Consider the following 19,315-nt stretch of genomic DNA (forward strand, 5'->3'; position numbering starts at 1 on the left):
TGATTTGATTTGTCGAATCGAATCTTGGCCCTGCAGTCATTTATGATGGTCGTGACGCCGGCAAGCAAGCCGCGAAGTGGTCGCATCCTGCTTGCCGGCTTTATTGTTATGCCGCCAGGGCGTCGAGGATCCGGATCCAGGAGCGTATGCCCTTGTGATAGGAGGCGAGCTCATACTTCTCGTTCGGCGAATGAATACGGTCGTCGTTCAGGCCGAACCCGACCAGCAACGACTCCATGCCGAGCATCTTCTGGAAATCGCCGACGATGGGAATGGAGCCGCCCATGCCGATGACGACAGCAGGCTTCGGCCACTCGTCAGAGAGGGCTGCCTTCGCCTTGTTGAGCAGCGCCGATTCATAAGATAGTTGAATGCCCGGAGACCCGCCGTGACCGTGAAATTCAACGGAGCAATCGGCCGGGATCTTCGACTTTACATAAGCGCGGAAACTGTCGCGGATGGCTGCCGGGTTCTGGTCGCCGACCAGCCGGAAGGATATCTTGGCGGATGCCTTCGAGGCGATGACGGTCTTGAAGCCGTCGCCCGTATAGCCACCGGTGATGCCGTTGACCTCTGCTGTCGGACGCGCCCAGGTCAGTTCCAGAGCGGAGCGCCCCTTTTCGCCTGATGGGATCGACAGTCCGATTTCACCGAGCAGCTTTTCCGCCGAGGCGTCGAGCTTTTCCCAGCTTGCCTTGATATCGGCAGGCGTCTCGTTGACGCCGTCGTAGAAGCCCGGAAGCGTGACCCTGCCGGTTGCGTCATGCAGGCCGGCGACGATGTCGGCGAGGATATGGATCGGATTTGCGGCAAGTCCGCCGAACATGCCGGAATGCAGATCGCGGTCTGCTGCCGTTACGACGATCTCATCGCCGACCAATCCGCGAAGGCCGGCGGCAATTGCCGGCGTTTCAGCATCCCACATGCCGGTATCACAGACGAGCGCGTAGTCTGCCGTCAGTTCTGCGGCATTGGCCTCGAGGAAAGGTTTCAGCGATGGCGAGCCTGATTCCTCTTCGCCTTCGAACAGGATGGTGATGCGGCATGGAAGCGCGCCGTTGATGTCCTTGTACGCCCGGCAGGCTTCAACGAAGGTCATCAGCTGGCCTTTGTCGTCCGACGTGCCACGACCGGTGATGACCTTGCGACCATTGCCGATCTCCTTGATGGCTGGCGAGAAAGGGTCGTTCTCCCAGAGCTCGATCGGATCGACTGGCTGCACGTCGTAGTGACCGTAGAACAGCAGGTGCGGCGCATCGGCACTGGCGCCTGCATGGTGCGCGACGACCATCGGATGGCCGGGAGTATCGCGAACCGAGGCTTCGAAGCCGATCGATACCAGATAGGCCGTCAGCCACTCTGCCGCCTTGCGGCATTCCGGCTTGAAGGCAGGATCGGTGGAAATCGACTTGATCCTGAGCAGTTCGAACAGCTTGTCGAGGCTGGTGGGCAGGTTCTGGTCGGCGCGGTCGAGAATGGGGGATATGGCAGTCATGGATGGTCCTTCTTCCGATTTGGAGAGACGATAGACCAAAGCGGGGGGTGTTTCGAGCCGAAATCGGCTGTGTGTTAGATCGTGGCGGTCGGTGAAATGTTAAAGAACTGCGATCGCCGCTAGAGGCGCTTGGCATTGTCGAGGACGCGCCGAATATATTCCAGCAGCAACTCACGCTCGAAGACCCTGAAACCTTTGAAGAGATCCTGGTCTGCAGCCATGGCTGCATCGACCGCGTCTTGCTGCATGGCAGATCCCTTTTCCGTCAGGTAGACGAGCTGAGCCCGCTTGTCGGAAGGATGAGGCTTGCGCTCGATCAGTTGATCGCGCTCCATCCGCGAAAGCGTGTTTGCCATCGTGGCCTGTTCGATGTCGACGCGCTCCAGCAGTTGCTTCTGCGTCAGGCCATCCTCGGCCCACAATTCGACCAGGATTGGAAACTGTCCGGGAGAGAAGCCGATTCCTGCCGCTCGCTGTTGCAAGGAGCGACTGAAACCCTTTGCAAGCCGGCTCGCAAGGTAGGCTGCGGAGTCTGTTCGACTATATCCCATGACGTGTGCTTATGCGCTATTTCAAGCCGAAACAACGCGTAATTCGCGTGCGACGGGCCATAGACGGGCGGGTTGCTGCACTACCTGCTTTGATGGAAAAAGCCGCCATGGCCTGGAGGGAAACCATGGCGGCTAAAAATAGGGACAAAGGCCCGGAGAGGGGGTAAGGCCTTTGTCCAAGTCTGATGCGGCAGGGGACATGCCAGCGACCAGACCCGCGACGTTTGTTAAGCGCCGGTGAGAGAGAAATGCTAATTCAAATGCGGCTTTTCAAGGGAATGGTCTCGCCGGGGCCGTTACAAATCGGTAACGTTTCGGTGACGCCGGGCACTGCATCCCTTAGCGAAAAGCAGGCAACGCGGTCTGGACCTCGGGCATGCCGCAGGCTATCCATTTCGGCATGAAAAATGGTGATCATCTCTTCCTCGTCGATGGCTCGGGCTTCATTTTCCGCGCCTTCCACGCCATTCCGCCGCTCAACCGCAAATCCGATGGTTTGCCGGTGAATGCCGTGTCGGGATTTTGCAACATGCTGTGGAAGTTGCTGCGTGACGCGCGCAACACCGATGTCGGGGTAACGCCCACCCATTTTGCCGTTATCTTTGACTATTCCTCAAAGACGTTCCGCAACGATCTATACCATCTCTACAAAGCCAACCGCTCGGCGCCGCCCGAGGACCTGGTGCCGCAGTTCGGTCTGATCCGCGAGGCGACCCGCGCCTTTAATCTTCCGTGCATCGAAACTGAAGGTTTCGAAGCCGACGACATTATCGCCACCTATGCGCGGCTGGCAGAAGCCACCGGCGCCGATGTCACCATCATCTCGTCCGACAAGGACCTGATGCAGTTGGTGACGCCCAACGTGCATATGTACGATGCCATGAAGGACAAGCAGATCGGCATTCCCGATGTCGTCGAGAAATGGGGCGTCGCGCCTGAAAAGATGATCGACCTGCAGGCGCTGACCGGTGATTCCACCGACAACGTGCCGGGCATTCCGGGGATCGGTCCGAAGACCGCAGCCCAGCTTCTGGAAGAATTCGGCGATCTCGAAACGCTGCTGTCGCGGGCCGGCGAGATCAAGCAGCAGAAACGCCGCGAAAGTATCATTGCCAATGCCGATCTCGCACGGCTGTCGCGCCAGCTGGTCGAACTGCGCACCGACGTACCGCTCGACGTACCCCTCGAGGATCTGACACTCGAGCCCCAGGATGGCCCGAAACTCATCGCCTTCCTGAAGGCCATGGAATTCACCTCGCTGACCCGCCGCGTCGCCGATGCGACCGGCGCGAATGCTGCTGGCATCGAGGCGGCGGTCGTCGCGGTCGAGCTCGTTGCCGAGGCTCACGGCCCCGACATGGACACGCTCGCCTCCGCCACCGAGGGGGAGCGCTCCGAGGAGACGATCAAGTCGTCGCCGACCGATCCGCTGGCAGTCGAGGCGCCGCATCGGGGTGCAACGCCTACCGATCTTGCCAGGAGCCGGGCAGAAAGTTTCGCCGCCGCCAAACTCGATGCCTCTGCCTATGTCACCATCCGAGACCTCCCAACGCTCTCGAACAGGATTGCCGCCTGTCGCGAAACCGGCCTGGTCGCCTTCGATACCGAGACCACCTCGATCGATGTCATGCAGGCGGATCTGGTCGGTTTCTCGCTTGCCTACGCCGATCCCGCCGATGCGTCGGGCCTCACCATCCACGCCGCGTATGTGCCGCTTGCCCACAAGACCGGCAGCGAGGATCTGTTCAGCGACGGCGTCAAGCTGGCGCCGGACCAGATACCCATGGACGATGCACTGGCCCTGCTGAAGGGACTGCTGGAGGACCCGTCCGTCCTCAAGGTAGCCCAGAACCTCAAATACGATTACCTGCTGATGAAGCGCTATGGCATCATCACCCGGGGGTTTGACGACACCATGCTGATGTCCTACGTGCTCGATGCCGGTGCCACGACCCATGGCATGGACACGCTGTCCGAGCGCTGGCTCGGGCACAAGCCCATCGCCTTCAAGGATGTCGCCGGCAGCGGCAAGTCGCTCGTCACCTTCGACCGTGTCGCCATCGACAAGGCCACGGCCTATGCCGCCGAGGATGCCGATGTGACGCTGCGGCTGTGGATGGTGCTGAAGCCGCGCCTCGCCGCGCAGAAACTGACCTCGGTCTATGAGCGCCTGGAGCGGCCGCTCGTGCCGGTGCTCGCCCGCATGGAAGAGCGCGGCATCACCGTCGATCGCCAGATCCTGTCACGGCTCTCCGGCGAACTTGCCCAGAAGGCGGCAGCCTTCGAGGACGAGATCTATGAACTGGCCGGCGAGCGCTTCAACATCGGCTCGCCCAAGCAGCTCGGCGATATCCTGTTCGGGAAGATGGGCCTTGCCGGTGGCGGCAAGACCAAGACCGGACAGTGGTCCACCTCGGCAAGCGTGCTCGAGGATCTGGCCGCCGAGGGCCTGCCGCTGCCGCGCAAGATTGTCGACTGGCGCCAGTTGACCAAGCTGAAGTCGACCTACACCGACGCGCTGCCAGGCTACATCCACCCCCTGACCAAACGCGTCCACACATCCTACTCGCTGGCCGCGACCACCACCGGCCGGCTATCCTCGTCCGAGCCGAACCTGCAAAATATTCCGGTGCGCACCGTCGAAGGCCGCAAGATCCGCACGGCTTTCGTTTCGACACCCGGCCACAAGCTGCTGTCGGCCGATTACAGCCAGATCGAGCTGCGTGTGTTGGCCCATGTCGCCAACATTCCGCAGCTGACCCAGGCGTTTTCCGACGGCGTGGACATCCATGCGATGACGGCCTCGGAGATGTTCGGTGTGCCGGTCGAGGGCATGCCGTCGGACGTGCGCCGTCGCGCCAAGGCGATCAACTTCGGCATCATTTACGGCATCTCGGCCTTCGGCCTTGCCAACCAGCTTTCAATCGAGCGCTCCGAGGCCGGTGAATACATCAAGCGCTACTTCGAGCGCTTCCCCGGCATCAAGGACTATATGGAGGCCACCAAGGCCTATGCCCGTGACAAGGGCTATGTCGAGACCATCTTCGGCCGCCGCATCCATTATCCGGAAATTCGCTCGTCCAATCCTTCGATGCGCGCTTTCAACGAACGCGCCGCCATCAACGCGCCAATCCAGGGCTCGGCCGCAGACGTTATCAGGCGTGCTATGATCCAGATTGAGCCGGCATTGGCTGAAGCCGGGCTCGGCGAGCGCGTCCGCATGCTGCTGCAGGTCCATGACGAATTGATTTTCGAAGTGGAGGATGGCGATGTCGAGCGGACCCAGCCGGTCATCGTCTCCGTCATGGAAAATGCTGCCATGCCGGCTGTCGAGATGAGCGTGCCGCTTAAGGTCGATGCGCGTGCTGCCGACAACTGGGACGAAGCCCACTAGTAGAACCGGACCCGCCGTCAGCCGCGGAGTATCGCCTCGAGCGCATCGATCATCGCATGCGTCGCTGAATCCAGCGTGCCGCTGTTGTCGATGGTGACGACATCGAAGTCGCCTTGTACGGTCAGCGATCCGCGTTCCAGGCGCTTCAGGATGTCCGCACGGGTTTCACGTCCCCGCGCTTCCAGACGCTCTGCCAGTACCTCCGGCCGGGCTGTGACGTTGATGATCGTCAGTCTCGGGAAGGCCGCCTTGAAGCGATCGAGTACCGACCGCGAGCCGTTGGCGATGACGATGTTGCCCTGTGCCAGTTCCTGGCGAACGGCGGCCGGGATCCCGTATTTCAGGCCGTGTGCATCCCAGGATATGGCAAAGCTGCCGGCCCTTTCCATCGCGTCGAACCCGCCCTCGGAGACGCTGACATGGTCCTCGCCACCCGCGTCGGCGCCGCGTGTGATGACGCGTCTCGCAAAGTGCACATCCGTCCGTCCGTCAAAATATTCTGCGGCGCGGCCGATCAGCGTGTCCTTGCCGGCGCCGCTTGGGCCGACCACCACCACCATCATGCCTGTTGCGGTCGGCGCGGCATTTCCGGTCTGCGGATTGGCCTCAAGCTCGGCCATCAGGCGACCCTTCGTCCTTCGCGCCAAATCGCGCGTGTCACAGGCACGCCGGTATCGCGGCGCACTCGCACGAGGTCTGCGCGCAGTCCGACCGCGATGCGGCCCCGGTCGTCGAGGCTGACGGTGCGGGCAGGGGTTGCCGTCACCATCGCAATCGCCTTCGGCAGCGAGATCGACTCGACCTCGTCGGCCAGTATGAACGGTGCATGCAGCAGGCTGAACGGCACGTAATCCGACGACAGCACGTCGAGTACGCCGAGTTCTGCCAGGTCCCGTGCGGCGATATTGCCGGAATGCGACATGCCGCGGACGATATTCGGCGCTCCCATCAACACGCTCATGCCGGCAGCATGCGAGGCCTTGGCGGCCTCGACGCTGGTCGGAAACTCTGCCAGACGGACACCATAGGCAACGGCTTCATCGACATGCTCGAGCGTCGCATCATCATGGCTGGCAATGGTGATGCCGCGCTCGTGGCAGATCTTGGTGATGGCGTCGCGGTGCGGCGTCGAATACTTGGCCGACTCCTCGAGGCGCTTTGCAATGAACACCGCAAAGGCCTCATCGGTCAGGCCGCGCTTCTTCTGGTAGTAGAAGATGTACTTGTCCATCGTCTGGAACTGTCGCTGGCCGGGCGCATGATCCATCAGCGACACAAGGCGAACCGCGTTGTCTTGCTGGAAGTCGGCAAAATGCTCGAGTACGTTTTGCGAAGACACCTCGCAGCGCAGATGGATCAGATGGTCGGCGCGCAGCCGGCCGTCGTTCTGTGCCGCCTCGATGGCATCGGCCATGTCGCGCATCTCGCCGTGGTCGAAGCCGTCATCCTCGTCGGAGCCCATGCGCAGGCAGTCGAACACGGTGGTTATGCCCGAGGTGACGATCTGCGCATCGTGCGCCTGTATGGCCGCCGTCTTGTTCCAGCGCACGCCGGGCCGCGGCGAGTAATGGGACTCCAGATGGTCGGTATGCAGTTCCACAAGGCCTGGCATCAGATAATCGCCCTCGAAATCCTCTCCGACAGCGGACGCTCCCTCGGAGATCTCGGCGATCTTGCCGTCGCGGATGATCACTGTGCCCGACACGATCTGGTCTTCGAGAATGATGCGGGCATTGGAGAGGATGGTTTCCTGGGACATGTCAGACGGTCTTTCAGCTTGCAGCGTGGGCGAGGGGTAACCAGGCGCGGACGGTAAATGGTGCGCCGCGCGTCTCTTCGACGAAGATGGCGAGGCCGGAGATAGGAAGGGGGCGGCCGACATAATCGGCAAATTTATTCTGAAGCACGGTTCTGAACGCATCCTGGCGCTCGGGCGACACCTGGCCGGTCAGGGTCATGTGGAAACGAAACTGCTCCATGACATAGGGATAGCCCCAGCGAAGCAGATTGGCGCGGTGGGCGTCATCGAGCTGTTCAGGCGTGCGGCGGGCAATATCTGCCTCCGACAACGCGGCGCGGAAGGGCTCGAACGAGCGCACGACGTCGGCGGAGAAATCCTGCAGCGTCGGATACAGATCGCCCGGCACCAGCGCAAAGAAACGCCCAAGCTGGCCGAGAACAAGCTCCGGCAGAGTGAACGCCGGCGTTTTCGCAGCAAATTCGGCAGCCACTTCCAGAAGATCGCGCTCGGTGACAGAGCTGGCAAGCTCGAAAGGCGCCTTCAGCGTGGCATGAAAACCGTAGCGGCGCGGATCTTCCGTTATCGCCAGTCGCTCGTCCGCGTGGATATCACCGGCATCTGCTGCAGGAAACGTCTCGCCGGTAAACGCATCGCGGCCAAGCCAGCGGCTGGCAGCCGTCGTCAGCGGATCGTCATGCGGCGGCGTGAAGTAGAGGGCGTAGCGCAAGTGGCCATCCTTGGGTCATGCGGGGAGCGCACAGTGACGTGATTTCTCGACCGACGGCAAGATGGTTCTGCGCTAAAAGATTTCCGTGACAGAATGATGATCAAACGCGCGGTATGCCGTCTTTATCGCTCGTTCCGGGTTCCCATGAGCCGGCTCCGCAAGGCGTTGGAGGCGGCATCGAAGATCATGACTACGGCAAGCGTCAGAAGCACCATGTAAGCGACGTTTTCCCAGTTCTTGTTGGTGCGCATCGCCTCCCAGAGCTTGAGGCCGATACCGCCGGCACCGACCGCCCCGATGATCGTCGCACCGCGTACATTCGATTCCCACTGGTAGAGCGTCTGGCTGACGATGATCGGCACGATCTGCGGCATCACGCCGTAGCGCTGCACCAGCATTTCAGATGCGCCGGTCGACTGGATGCCTTCGCGTGGCTTGTCGTCGATGTTCTCCAGCGCTTCGGCGTAGATCTTGCCGAGCGTACCGGTCTCGGTAAAGAAGATCGCCGCGCTGCCTGCCAGCGGCCCCGGTCCGAAGGCCCGCGTGAAAAACAGCGCCCAGATCAGCATGTCCATAGACCGCAGGAAGTCGAAGAAACGCTTGAATATGTGGTTGACGATGCGGCTCGATGTGATGTTGCGCGCCGCCAGAAAAGCCAGCGGAAAGGAAACGATGGCGCCGAGCAGCGTGCCCAGGAATGCCATGACGATCGTCTGCAGCAGCTTCGTCAGCACATCGCCGTGCTGCCACTGGTTGTTGTTCCAGAAATCGTCGAATGCCAGCGACCAGTTGGACTGGCCTTTGACCAGCGGCGGACCGCTGAACAACAGGGTTGCGACTTCGGAAGGTGATTTCTCGAAAAACTTCGAGCTCGTGTCGAAGATGAAGTTCGGCCAGCCTAGAAAGCGCTTCCGGATCTTGACCCGGTCGTTGTCGATGCTGACGTCACCGGCAAAGCCGAGGTCGGCAAGCACGTTGTCGTCATAGACGGTCATCCAGGCAGGCACAGGGCCAATAACCTTCGGCTGGCCGCTTACAAGCGATACTGCGACCCGTTCGCCGTTGGCAACGACTGTCACCTCCGTCTTGGTAATCTCGATCATCTTGGCCTTGCCGGCAACCTCTACCGTCGTGCTGCCGTCGGCGTTGGCCTTTACCCAATCCGGATGCGGATCGTCGCCGAGCGGCGAAAAGCGCGGATAATGCGGCGCCACCTGATCTCCGGAGAGCCGAAACTCCGGCTGCACGTCGTAGCTGACCCACTGGCTGAGAAAGATGCCGACCCGGTCCCAGTGAGCGTCGCCGAGGATCTTCGGCAGCTGGAAGAACCAGACGGAATAGAGGGCGTAGAGCAGCAGCCCGATCACCACCAGGAGGCCGCCGAAGCGCTTGCGGAAGGGCGGGTTGAAGGCTTGCGGAAAGCGCTCTTCTATGGATGCCGCATGGCTTGCGTCGGTCAGCGTCATGGGAGCCTCAGTGATGCAGCAGGAAGGCGTGTTCGCCAACAAGCCGCTTGCGCAGCCAGGCGGAGAACTGGTCGACGGCGAGAATGGTGACGAAGAGCAGCAGGATCAGCGCCATCGTCTTGGCGCCGAAGCCGCGCGAGATGGAGAGCTTCAGCTCCTCGCCGATGCCGCCGCCGCCGACGGCGCCGATGATCGTCGAGGCCCGGACGTTAATCTCCACCCGCAGCAGGGTATAGGACATGAAGTTAGGCAGGACCTGCGGCAGGGTCGCAAACCGTACCCGCTCGCTCCAGCTGGCACCGACCGAGCGGATGCCTTCATCGGCCCGCATGTCGGCGTTTTCGATTGTCTCATAGAACAGCTTGCCCAGCGCGCCAATCGAGTGAAGGCCGACGGCGATGATGGCCGAGACCGGCCCTATCGAGATGATTGCGGCAAACAGCCCGGCAATGACAATTTCCGGAAAGGCCCTGAGCACCTCCATGACGCGCTTGACGACGATCCGCAAAGGCTTCGACGGCGTCAGGTTGCGTGATGCGATGAACGACAGTGGCAGGGCAAAGATGAAGCCGATGATCGTCGACACCAGCGCCACGTTGATGGTGATGAGCATCAGTTCGAAGTATTCGGGGATATAGAAATCGCCGAAGACATAGACGCGACCGCGCGGGAAATTGAACTCCTCGCCGCCCGTTCCCGGATCGTTGGGGCTGGCTATGTCGAAGAGGGCGCGCCAGACGTCGTTCCAGTCTTTCGGAACCAGCCAGCTGACGAAGTCGAAGAGATGCGGCAGGCGCTCGAAGAAGTGTCCGGCATTGCTGTCATTGGCAAATTGCATCGACGAGACGAAGGCCGCCAGCAGCACCAGAAGTCCGAAAATCGTGTAGACCCGCCGGCGCGCGACCTGCCTCGCCCAGCTGTCGCCGATCTGCTGCGCCGTTGGCATCTGCGAATGGGTGTCGGCTAGGGTCATGAAACGCTGCTCGTCGGACGGAGTTCAGGCACGTCAAAAAGGCGGCCGGTGGGACCGGCCGCCTTCAGTGATCTCGGATCAGCCGCCGATAGCTGCTTTGCGGACTTCAACGATTGCGTTGTAGAAGTCGGCCTTGACAGGAACGTAGCCCTTGAAGTCGCCGCCTTCGATGGCGTCGAAGCACTTCTTGTCCTTGGTCGGGAGCTGGGTGAAGAAGTCGGCCAGCTTGGTCTGCCATTCAGTGCCGAGCTTGTTGGAAACGACCAGCGGGCCGTTCGGGATCAGCGGCGAACGCCAGACTTCAACCAGCTTGTTCGGGTCGACAGCGCCCTTGTTGACTTCCTTGCGGAAGGTGCCGGAGGTGTAGCCGTCCTTGAAGTTGCCAATGCCGGAGGAATCGTCGACTGCAACATCGACCTTACCGTCATAGGCTGCGAGCAGGTTGTTCTCGTGGCCGCCGTTGAACTGCGTCGAACCGAAGAACTTGTCGTTCGGAACGCCCGTGGTCTTCGGGATCTGTGTCAGCGGAACGAGGTAGCCGGAGGTGGAGTCCGGGTCGGCGTAGCCGAGCTTCTTGCCCTTGGCGTCCATGATGGTCTTGATGCCGGAGGACTTCAGGGCCAGACCGATGGAGTAGTAGCCGGTCGCGCCGTCGGCCTGCTGAGTCGTCAGGATAGGGGTGACGGCCTTCGGATCCTTGATGAAGGTCGCGGCATAACCGGAGGCGCCGAGTTCTGCGAAATCGAGCGTGCCGCCCAGCAGGCCTTGGATAACGCCGTCATAATCGGCAGCCGGGAACAGCGAGACCTTTTCAAAACCGAAGGTTTCCTTGAGATGGTCGGCAAGGCAGGCGTAGTTGCGTAGACGGTCGGCTTCGTTCTCGCCGCCGAGAATGCCGACGCGGAATTCCTTGAGGTCGGCTGCGGATGCTGCCTGGCCGACGAGCGAAAGGATCGCCGTGGCTGCAAGAAGTGTCTTCTTCAACATGGGTTTCGTCTCCTGATTAACCGGTGTCCCCGGATGTTCGGTCTGAATGGATGCACCCGTGACGTGGGCCTTCGATCCCGGTCTCTCCCTCAGAGACCGGCCAGTGCCAGCGGCGAGGCGCCGGCAGATTGCTGAGCCACGCTTGCAGCAGGCAAGCTGGCAGTATTGATGCTCGTCGACGTCATCGTCTCGTCGATGCCCGCGCCATCCCGATCGGTGCCGTAGATGGCATTGACCGCGTCGGCGGTCAGCGCTGAAGGCGGACCGTCGAAGACGACGCGGCCGGACGCCATGCCGATGATGCGCTCACAATAATTGCGGGCTGTATCCAGCGTATGCAGGTTGGTGATGACCGTAATACCGTCGCGCTCGTTGATGTCGCGCAGCGCATCCATGACGATCTTCGCATTCAGAGGATCGAGGGAAGCGATCGGCTCGTCGGCAAGCAGCATCTTGGGCTTCTGCATCAGTGCCCGGGCAATTGCCACACGCTGCTGCTGGCCGCCGGAAAGGGTGCCTGCCATCTGCATTGCCGTCTGCTCGATACCGAGACGCTCTAGCGCCATGATGGCATCGATGCGCTCTTCGCGGGTGAAGATATTGAGCAGGCTGAGTGCCGTCGGCCGGTGGTTGAGCCGCCCGAGCATGACGTTGGTGAGTACATCGAGGCGGGGCACGAGATTGAACTGCTGGAAGATCATCGCGCAGTCGCGCTGCCAGTTGCGCAGGGCCTTGCCGCGAAATGCCGAAACCTCGGCGCCGGCGAAATGGATGGAGCCCGACGAGGGAAGTGCGAGATGGTTTATCATGCGCAGCAGCGTCGACTTGCCGGCGCCCGATCGACCGATGATGCCGACCATTTGGCCCTGCGGGATGTCCAGCGTCACGGAATCGACAGCGATCTTGTTTCCGAAAGTGCGGGTTACATCCCTGAGTTCGAACATCTGGTCTCTCTTTTCGCGACGACACACGTCATGTGTGAAGCTTTCAAAAAAGGCGCGTCTGAACGCGCCTATCGGTTGAAATGCTTACCGAAGGTTGATGAACCTCCGATGTCAGATTTGTGTAACTGCTGTCACAAATCCCGTCGGAGGCGTCCTTCAGCCACCGTAGCGGCTAAGAAAATCCTCGCCTGAAAGGGCACGGAAATCCTCCAGCGCAGTGCGCAGCCGGTTGTGGTCCCAATCCCACCAGGCCAAGGCATCCATCCGCTCGCCGACAGCCTTTGAAAATCGCTCGCGGATCAGTTTGGCGGGCACCCCACCGACGATTGTGTAGGGCGCGACGTCTTTCGAAACCACTGCTCCGGCGCCGATCACGGCACCGTTTCCGACCTTCACGCCGGGAAGCACAGTCGCGCCATGGCCGATCCAGACGTCGTTGCCGATGACGACGCGGTTCTCACGGCGCCAGGCGAAGAAGTCGGTTTCCAGGTCGGCATCCGGCCAGTAGTCCTTGGCACGGTAGGTGAAATGGTGAAGGGTGGCGCGCCATGTCGGATGGTTGGTCGCGTTGATGCGCACGGCGGCGGCGATATTGACGAATTTGCCAATGGTCGTGCACCAGACTGCACCATCCTGCATGATATAGGAATAGTCGCCCATATCGACCTCATCGAGCCGGCAGCGCTCGGACACCTCGGTATAGCGTCCGAGGGTCGACTGGCTGACGCGCGCCGTCGGATCGATAGAGGGCTGCTCGCCAATTTTCCTGGTCATCTCAATGTCTCCGGGCGCAGTTTCACCTTCACGCCGCAGGTCTGCGGCGCCATAGGTTTCTCGTTGGATTGGCAAAGTTCAGGCCTCGGCCGGAACGCGGGATATGCGTGGCGAGAACGCACTGACATCGAGGATGCGGTCGGCGACAGCAGCCCGAACCTCATCGTCATGGAAGATGCCGAGCAAGGCCACGCCGGCCTTCTTCTTGGCGGCGATCAACTCCACGACGACAGCGCGGTTGCGCGCGTCGAGCGATGCCGTCGGCTCATCGAGCAACAGGATCGCGTGATCGGTGATGAAGCCGCGGGCAACGTTGACGCGCTGTTGCTCGCCACCGGAAAATGTCGCCGGCGGCAGCTGCCATAGTTCCTCGGGCAGGTTGAGCCGCGATAGCAGTTCTGCGGCCCGTTCCCGGGCCACGATGTGGCTTTCGCCACGCGCCGTCAGCGGTTCCGCGACGACATCGATGGCGGCGACGCGTGGTACGGTGCGCAAGAACTGGCTGACATAACCCATCGTGTGGCGGCGCACGTCGATGACGGTGCGGGGATCCGCGGTCGCAAGGTCGACGATGCGGCCCTTGTGGACGACGAGGATCTGGCCACCATCGACGGCGTAGTTGCCGTAGGTCATTTTCAGCAGCGAGCTTTTGCCGATGCCCGATGGACCGCCGAGCACGACGCACTCCCCGGCGGCGACCGAGAACGAGACGTCGGCGACAACAGGCAGGCGAATGCCGTCGCGCAGATGCATGACGAAGCTTTTGAAAACTTCGGAGACGACGAGAGGGGTTGCCATGACGTTCTTTCCCTAGACTTGCAGGATCGAGGATACGAGCAGTTGCGTGTAGGGCTCCTGCGGATCGTCCAGCACGCGGTCGGTCAGGCCGTGCTCGATGACATTGCCGTCCTTCATCACCATCATCCGGTGCGAGAGCAGCCGCGCGACGGCGAGATCGTGGGTGACTACGATTGCAGAGAGGCCGAGATCCTGGACGAGGCCGCGCACGAGATCGAGCAGGCGGGCCTGCACGGAGACGTCCAGACCACCGGTCGGCTCGTCCATGAAGACCAGGCGGGGCGAGGTCACCAAGTTACGGGCAATCTGCAGGCGCTGGCGCATGCCGCCGGAAAAAGCGCGCGGCTGGTCGTCGATGCGGTCGGCATTGATCTCGACGCGTCCGAGCCAGTCAATGGCGGTCGCGCGGATATTGCCGTAGTGGCGATCGCCGACGGCCATCAGCCGCTCGCCGACATTAGCCCCGGCTGAAACCGTCATGCGAAGTCCATCGGCCGGGTTCTGGTGCACAAAACCCCAGTCGGTGCGCATCAGGAAGCGCCGCTCGGCCTCGTTCATATGGAAGAGCTCGCGGTATTGCCCGTCGCGCATGTGGTACTCGATGCTACCGGTGGTCGGCATCAGTCGGGTCGATAGGCAGTTCAGCAACGTCGTCTTGCCGGAACCGGATTCCCCGACGATGGCAAGCACTTCGCCCGGCCAGAGGTCGAACGAGACATTGCGGCAGCCGATGCGGCTCCCATAGAATTTCGAGATGTCCTTTACCCTGAGGAGTGGCGTCTCGGTCATGGCTTTACCTCCGCAGCGTCGCTTCTATGTGCAGGGAAAAGAGAGTGCCTCATTCCGCGGCCTCCTTGGCGGGTGCCAGCATCTCGCCGACATGCCCATGGGCCCGGCGATCCTCGCAATGGTCGGTGTCGGAGCAGACGAACATCCGCCCGCCCTTGTCGTCGAGGATGACCTCGTCAAGGTAAACGTCCTCCGCGCCGCACAGTGCGCAGGGCTTGTCGAAGCTCTGGATCTCGAAGGGATGATCCTCGAAGTCGAGGCTGACCACGTCGGTATAGGGCGGCACGGCATAGATCCGCTTCTCGCGACCGGCGCCGAATAGCTGCAAGGCTTCCGACTGGTGCATTTTCGGGTTGTCGAACTTCGGCGTCGGCGACGGGTCCATGACATAGCGGCCCTGAACCTTGACCGGATAGGCATAGGTCGTGGCAATCCGGCCGTTTCGGGCGATGTCCTCGTAGAGCTTGACGTGCATCAGGCCGTATTCTTCCAGCGCATGCATCTTGCGCGTCTCGGTCTCGCGCGGCTCCAGGAAGCGCAATGGCTCCGGCTGCGGCACCTGGTAGACCAGCACCTGATTGGGTCCGAGTTTCTCTTCAGGAATGCGGTGGCGGGTCTGGATGATCGTCGCTTCGCTGGTGCGGGTAGTGACGGCAACATTGGCGACCTTCTGGAAGAAGGCTCGGATCGACACGGCATTGGTCGTGTCGTCTGCGCCCTGGTCGATGACCTTGAGAACGTCGTCAGGGCCGATGATCGACGCCGTCACCTGCACGCCGCCGGTGCCCCAGCCATAGGGCATCGGCATTTCGCGCGAGGCGAACGGCACCTGGTAGCCGGGGATCGCAATCGCCTTGAGGATGGCGCGGCGGATCATCCGTTTGGTCTGTTCGTCGAGATAGGCAAAGTTGTACGTTGCAAGTGCGCTCATTCGGCAGCCTCCTGAAGGGGTTCCTGGCCGGCCTTGCGTGCCTTTTCAAAATCGCTGCGCATGCGGCGGACGAGATCGAGCTCAGCCTGGAAGTCGACATAGTGCGGCAGCTTGAGATGCTCGACGAAGCCGGTAGCCTGGACATTGTCGGAATGCGAGATGACGAATTCCTCGTCCTGCGCCGGTGCGGTCACGTCCTCGCCGAGTTCCTCGGCCCTCAGCGCCCGGTCGACCAGCGACATGGCCATCGCCTTGCGCTCGCTCTGGCCGAACACGAGGCCGTACCCGCGCGTAAACTGCGGCGGCGCCTTGGCCGATCCCTTGAACTGGTTGACCATCTGGCATTCCGTGACCTGGATGGTGCCGAGCGAGACCGCGAAGCCGAGTTCCGGCACGTCGAGTTCGACCTCGACCTCGCCGATGCGGATCTCGCCGGTGAACGGATGGTTGCGGCCATATCCACGCTGGGTGGAATAGCCGAGCGCCAGCAGAAAGCCCTCGTCGCCGCGTGCCAGGGCCTGCAGCCGAAGGTCGCGCGTCATCGGGAATTCCATGGGCTCGCGCGTCAGGTCGCCGGTCTCGTGGTCTTCCGGCATGTCGCCATCTGCTTCGATCAGGCCTTCTTCCGCAAGGATTTCCGATACCCGCATGACGCGGTCATCTTCGGCCTGGCGCTGCGCGCCTTGCTCGACTGCTTCGTCTCCCAGCAGCGAGGGATCGAGCAGGCGATGGGTGTAGTCGAAGGTAGGCCCGAGCAACTGGCCGCCCGGCAGATCCTTGTAGGTCGCCGAAATACGCCGCTCTATCTTCATCGCGGCGGTATCGATCGGCTGTGAATAGCCAAAACGCGGCAGCGTCGTGCGGTAGGCGCGCAGGATGAAGATCGCCTCGATCATGTCGCCGCGCGACTGGCGGACGGCCAGCGCTGCCAGGGTCCGGTCGTAGAGCGAGGCTTCGGCCATGACGCGATCGACGGCGAGCGAAAGCTGCGCGACGATCTGGTCTATGCCGATGGCCGGCAGCGTGCGGTCACCTCGACGGCGGTCGGCGAGCAGCCGGTGGGCATTGGCGATGGCGGCTTCGCCACCCTTGACGGCAACATACATCGGTCAGATCTCCGTTGCAGTGATTTTGGTCGTACGCGGCAGGCAGACGAAATGCTTGCCCGCTGTCAGGACGATATCGGCGCCGCGCGGGAAAATGGCGCGGTTGTCATTCCAGAGCCGCAGGAAGCTCTCGGGAAGACCGATAGGTGCAATCGTCGCGATTCCCCTGATGCCTGGCCCGGAAAGAGCGAGCGGTCGTCCGCCCTCCAGAGCCTTGACTTCCAGCACGATGGTTGCCGAGCGATCCGGATATTCCTGGCTGCCCGATGCGAACTGGCTGAAAGACGACAGCATCGTGCCGTCCTCCAGGAAGACAAAGCGCGCTTCCAGCTTGTCTCCGAGCGAAGCGCCCGTGTTGAAGGCCAGCCAGGCTGGCAGCGCAGACCGTGCGAGGGATGCCGACAGCCAGACGGGCGTCTCGTGATCGCAGAGCGTCAGCGCAATTGCGCCCGCAGCAATACCAAGCGGAGCGGGTGGGGCAATCTCCGGGCCGATCGTCTGGATCGTGCCGGGGCGCGCCATGCCGTCCATGATCGCCTTGAAGACGCTCTGGCTTTCGAAAACCGGGTTGGCAAAGCCGCCGCTGAATGTGTCGGGATTGACGCTCATTGATCTTCTCCGCGCACCATGGTGAAGAAATCGACGCGCGTTGCTGCAGTTTCCGCCGCCTTTTGGTGGTCGGCCGCTGCAATTCGCTCCGCAACAGGCGTCAGGATCGCCTGCTCGACGAAATCCCTCGTATCGGGCTCCTGCCACAAGGCGTCGAAGATCGCTGCCAGCCGCGCCCGCTCCATGTCGGTGCCGAGCGCCTGTGCATGACCGACGGTCCCGGAGGGGAGCCTGAACGTCGCCCGCGTGACGGTTACTTCGCCAAGGTTGAACATGGCGCCGCCGCCGCCGATGCGACCGCGGACCATCACAAGCCCGGTTTCGGGCCCGCGCACTGCAGTTGCCACCGGCTTTTGGGCCAGTGTTTCCCAGACGGCTTCCAGCTCTTCGCCTTCCGCCTTGGCCAGCAGGTCCGTGACGCGCTTGCGGGTGCGGAGTTCCCGGGCGGCCGCCTCGTGTCTTTGCGCCGAATTCATCTCTCGTCTCCAAATGTCTATTGATATAGACAACCATACAAGCTATTTGTAGCTTTAAGGGCGCGGGATGACAAGCGTGTGACGGGATGGGGAAGAATGGCAGTTCAGAAACAGGTGCAGCGGCAGACCGGAGTGGCCCTTTGGCGGCAGATTGCCGATCGCATCAGAGCGTCGATCAATCACGGAGATTTCGATGATTCCGGCATGGTGCCGGCGGAAACGGCGTTGGCCTTGCAGTTTGGTGTCAACCGCCACACGGTGAGAAGCGCGCTTGCGGCGCTGGCGCAGGAGGGTGTTGTGCGCGCCGTGCAGGGACGCGGTACGATGGTCGAGCGCAAGGAAAAGCTGAAATTCCCGATATCCCGCCGCACCCGATTCTCGCAAGGGGTTGGAAATCAGGCAAAGGAAGCGCGCGGCGTGCTGATCGACGTGGCCTGCGAGACCGCCGGCGCCGACATCGCGGGCTGGCTGAAAATTAAGCCGGGGACCCCCGTTGTTCGGCTGGAAACGCTGGGCACCGTGGACAAGCGGCCCGTATCGCGCTCCACAAGCTGGTTTCCTGCGGATCGTTTTGCCAATATCGGCGAAGCCTATCGCCGGACGGGCTCGGTTACGCGATCATTTGCGGAGATGGGCCTGGAGGACTACGTCCGTGCCATCACCGAAATCACCGCCATGCATGCAGAAACAGCCGATGTCGCCGATCTCGAATTGTCGCCGGGCGCAATCGTCATGATAACGCGAGCCCTCAATACAGAACTCGGCGGCGCGCCGGTCCAGTATTCCATCACCCGCTTCGCAGCAGATCGTGTCCAGTTCACCATAGAAAACTAGGGTTCTGCGGCGTTGAGTCGGGTTTTCAGGCATCCCCCGATGGGGACGCCTGGTTTTTAACTGACTTTAGTGAGCGGCAGACATATCGCCGAGAACTTCTTTCGACGCGACCGTCGAGTCGGCCTTCAGCTTGTAGACCATAGGGACCCCGGTCGCGAGGTTGAGCGCCAGGATCTGCTCCTTGCTGAGGCGATCGAGCACCATCACCAGCGAACGTAGCGAATTGCCGTGGGCAGCAACCAGCACCTTCTGGCCAGCCAGCACGCGCGGCAGGATTTCGGTGAGATAATAGGGCCAGACGCGTGCGCCGGTGTCACGAAGGCTTTCGCCACCGGGTGGCGGGATGTCATAGGAACGGCGCCAGATATGCACCTGCTCTTCGCCCCACTTGGCGCGCGCATCGTCCTTGTTGAGGCCGGAGAGATCGCCGTAGTCGCGCTCGTTCAGGGCCTGGTCGCGGATCGTTTCCAGGCTGGGCTGGCCGACCTTGTCGAGAATGAGCTTCAGTGTGTGCTGGGCGCGGGTGAGGGCCGAGGTGAAGGCGACGTCGAAGGTGATGCCATAATCGGCCAGCGCCTGTCCCCCAGCCGTGGCTTCCTCGATGCCGAGCGCCGTCAGATCGGGGTCTTTCCAGCCGGTGAAAAGGTTCTTCAGGTTCCAGTCGCTCTGGCCATGGCGAACGAGGACGAGGGTACCGCTCATATTTTATTCCTCCGTAAC

19 protein-coding genes are annotated in these 19,315 nt (G+C 61.7%); 2 read left to right on the top strand and 17 right to left on the bottom strand.

Translation table 11 applies throughout. The features are described 5' to 3' along the window. Positions 1 to 106: 106 nt before the first annotated feature. Positions 107 to 1,495: a M20/M25/M40 family metallo-hydrolase gene (locus J5289_RS02595; RefSeq protein ID WP_209182360.1), complete on the bottom strand. Its 1,389-nt coding sequence runs from the start codon at positions 1,493 to 1,495 to the stop codon at positions 107 to 109. A 119-nt stretch (positions 1,496 to 1,614) separates the two neighbouring features. Continuing rightward, positions 1,615 to 2,046, bottom strand: coding sequence for a MarR family winged helix-turn-helix transcriptional regulator (locus J5289_RS02600; protein WP_209182362.1), 432 nt, complete (start codon positions 2,044 to 2,046; stop codon positions 1,615 to 1,617). 400 nt (positions 2,047 to 2,446) lie between these two features. Between J5289_RS02600 and polA the strand changes: the two genes are divergently transcribed. Next, positions 2,447 to 5,440, top strand: coding sequence for a DNA polymerase I (gene polA / locus J5289_RS02605; protein WP_209182448.1), 2,994 nt, complete (start codon positions 2,447 to 2,449; stop codon positions 5,438 to 5,440). A 17-nt stretch (positions 5,441 to 5,457) separates the two neighbouring features. Here the strand turns inward: polA and phnN are convergent, their stop codons facing one another. From phnN to phnG, 14 genes are all read right to left on the bottom strand, one after another. Then, complete coding sequence (phnN, locus tag J5289_RS02610) at positions 5,458 to 6,060, bottom strand: phosphonate metabolism protein/1,5-bisphosphokinase (PRPP-forming) PhnN (RefSeq protein ID WP_247748939.1); 603 nt, start codon at positions 6,058 to 6,060, stop codon at positions 5,458 to 5,460. After that, positions 6,060 to 7,199 (bottom strand): alpha-D-ribose 1-methylphosphonate 5-triphosphate diphosphatase, encoded by a 1,140-nt coding sequence (locus J5289_RS02615; RefSeq protein ID WP_142830062.1) that lies wholly within the window; start codon positions 7,197 to 7,199, stop codon positions 6,060 to 6,062. The genes phnN and J5289_RS02615 overlap by 1 nt, the downstream gene beginning before the upstream one ends. Before the next feature lie 13 nt (positions 7,200 to 7,212). Next, positions 7,213 to 7,908: a DUF1045 domain-containing protein gene (locus tag J5289_RS02620; protein ID WP_209182364.1), complete on the bottom strand. Its 696-nt coding sequence runs from the start codon at positions 7,906 to 7,908 to the stop codon at positions 7,213 to 7,215. Between the two features lie 122 nt (positions 7,909 to 8,030). Next, positions 8,031 to 9,374 carry a phosphonate ABC transporter, permease protein PhnE gene (phnE, locus tag J5289_RS02625; RefSeq protein WP_209182366.1) on the bottom strand — a complete coding sequence of 448 codons (1,344 nt, stop codon included), beginning with the start codon at positions 9,372 to 9,374 and terminating at the stop codon, positions 8,031 to 8,033. A gap of 7 nt (positions 9,375 to 9,381) precedes the next feature. Further along, positions 9,382 to 10,347, bottom strand: a complete 966-nt coding sequence (gene phnE, locus J5289_RS02630; protein ID WP_209182369.1) for a phosphonate ABC transporter, permease protein PhnE — start codon at positions 10,345 to 10,347, stop codon at positions 9,382 to 9,384. 78 nt (positions 10,348 to 10,425) lie between these two features. Beyond that, on the bottom strand, positions 10,426 to 11,334 hold the full coding sequence (phnD, locus tag J5289_RS02635) for a phosphonate ABC transporter substrate-binding protein (protein ID WP_111215945.1): 909 nt from the start codon (positions 11,332 to 11,334) through the stop codon (positions 10,426 to 10,428). An 89-nt stretch (positions 11,335 to 11,423) separates the two neighbouring features. Next, positions 11,424 to 12,278: a phosphonate ABC transporter ATP-binding protein gene (gene phnC / locus J5289_RS02640; RefSeq protein WP_111215946.1), complete on the bottom strand. Its 855-nt coding sequence runs from the start codon at positions 12,276 to 12,278 to the stop codon at positions 11,424 to 11,426. 156 nt (positions 12,279 to 12,434) lie between these two features. Next, positions 12,435 to 13,052, bottom strand: coding sequence for a DapH/DapD/GlmU-related protein (locus J5289_RS02645; protein ID WP_142830074.1), 618 nt, complete (start codon positions 13,050 to 13,052; stop codon positions 12,435 to 12,437). A 78-nt stretch (positions 13,053 to 13,130) separates the two neighbouring features. Next, positions 13,131 to 13,850 (bottom strand): phosphonate C-P lyase system protein PhnL, encoded by a 720-nt coding sequence (phnL, locus tag J5289_RS02650; RefSeq protein ID WP_209182371.1) that lies wholly within the window; start codon positions 13,848 to 13,850, stop codon positions 13,131 to 13,133. Positions 13,851 to 13,862: 12 nt separating this feature from the next. Continuing rightward, positions 13,863 to 14,639: a phosphonate C-P lyase system protein PhnK gene (gene phnK, locus J5289_RS02655; protein WP_111215949.1), complete on the bottom strand. Its 777-nt coding sequence runs from the start codon at positions 14,637 to 14,639 to the stop codon at positions 13,863 to 13,865. Positions 14,640 to 14,688: 49 nt separating this feature from the next. Next, the gene (locus J5289_RS02660) at positions 14,689 to 15,570 is read right to left on the bottom strand and encodes an alpha-D-ribose 1-methylphosphonate 5-phosphate C-P-lyase PhnJ (RefSeq protein ID WP_142830078.1); all 882 of its coding nucleotides are present in this window, start codon (positions 15,568 to 15,570) and stop codon (positions 14,689 to 14,691) included. Further along, positions 15,567 to 16,676 (bottom strand): carbon-phosphorus lyase complex subunit PhnI, encoded by a 1,110-nt coding sequence (locus tag J5289_RS02665; protein WP_209182373.1) that lies wholly within the window; start codon positions 16,674 to 16,676, stop codon positions 15,567 to 15,569. Before J5289_RS02665 ends, J5289_RS02660 begins: the two co-directional genes overlap by 4 nt. A gap of 3 nt (positions 16,677 to 16,679) precedes the next feature. After that, the gene (gene phnH, locus J5289_RS02670; protein ID WP_209182375.1) at positions 16,680 to 17,285 is read right to left on the bottom strand and encodes a phosphonate C-P lyase system protein PhnH; all 606 of its coding nucleotides are present in this window, start codon (positions 17,283 to 17,285) and stop codon (positions 16,680 to 16,682) included. Further along, a complete protein-coding gene (gene phnG / locus J5289_RS02675) occupies positions 17,282 to 17,761 on the bottom strand; it encodes a phosphonate C-P lyase system protein PhnG (protein ID WP_209182377.1) in 480 nt (159 codons plus the stop codon). Before phnG ends, phnH begins: the two co-directional genes overlap by 4 nt. A gap of 96 nt (positions 17,762 to 17,857) precedes the next feature. Between phnG and phnF the strand changes: the two genes are divergently transcribed. Further along, positions 17,858 to 18,595 (top strand): phosphonate metabolism transcriptional regulator PhnF, encoded by a 738-nt coding sequence (gene phnF / locus J5289_RS02680; RefSeq protein WP_209182378.1) that lies wholly within the window; start codon positions 17,858 to 17,860, stop codon positions 18,593 to 18,595. Positions 18,596 to 18,661: 66 nt separating this feature from the next. Here the strand turns inward: phnF and J5289_RS02685 are convergent, their stop codons facing one another. Next, a complete protein-coding gene (locus tag J5289_RS02685; protein WP_111215955.1) occupies positions 18,662 to 19,297 on the bottom strand; it encodes a 2,3-bisphosphoglycerate-dependent phosphoglycerate mutase in 636 nt (211 codons plus the stop codon). Positions 19,298 to 19,315: the final 18 nt, after the last annotated feature.

The sequence above is a fragment of the Rhizobium sp. B230/85 genome (assembly GCF_019355735.1).
Taxonomy (GTDB): domain Bacteria; phylum Pseudomonadota; class Alphaproteobacteria; order Rhizobiales; family Rhizobiaceae; genus Rhizobium; species Rhizobium rhododendri.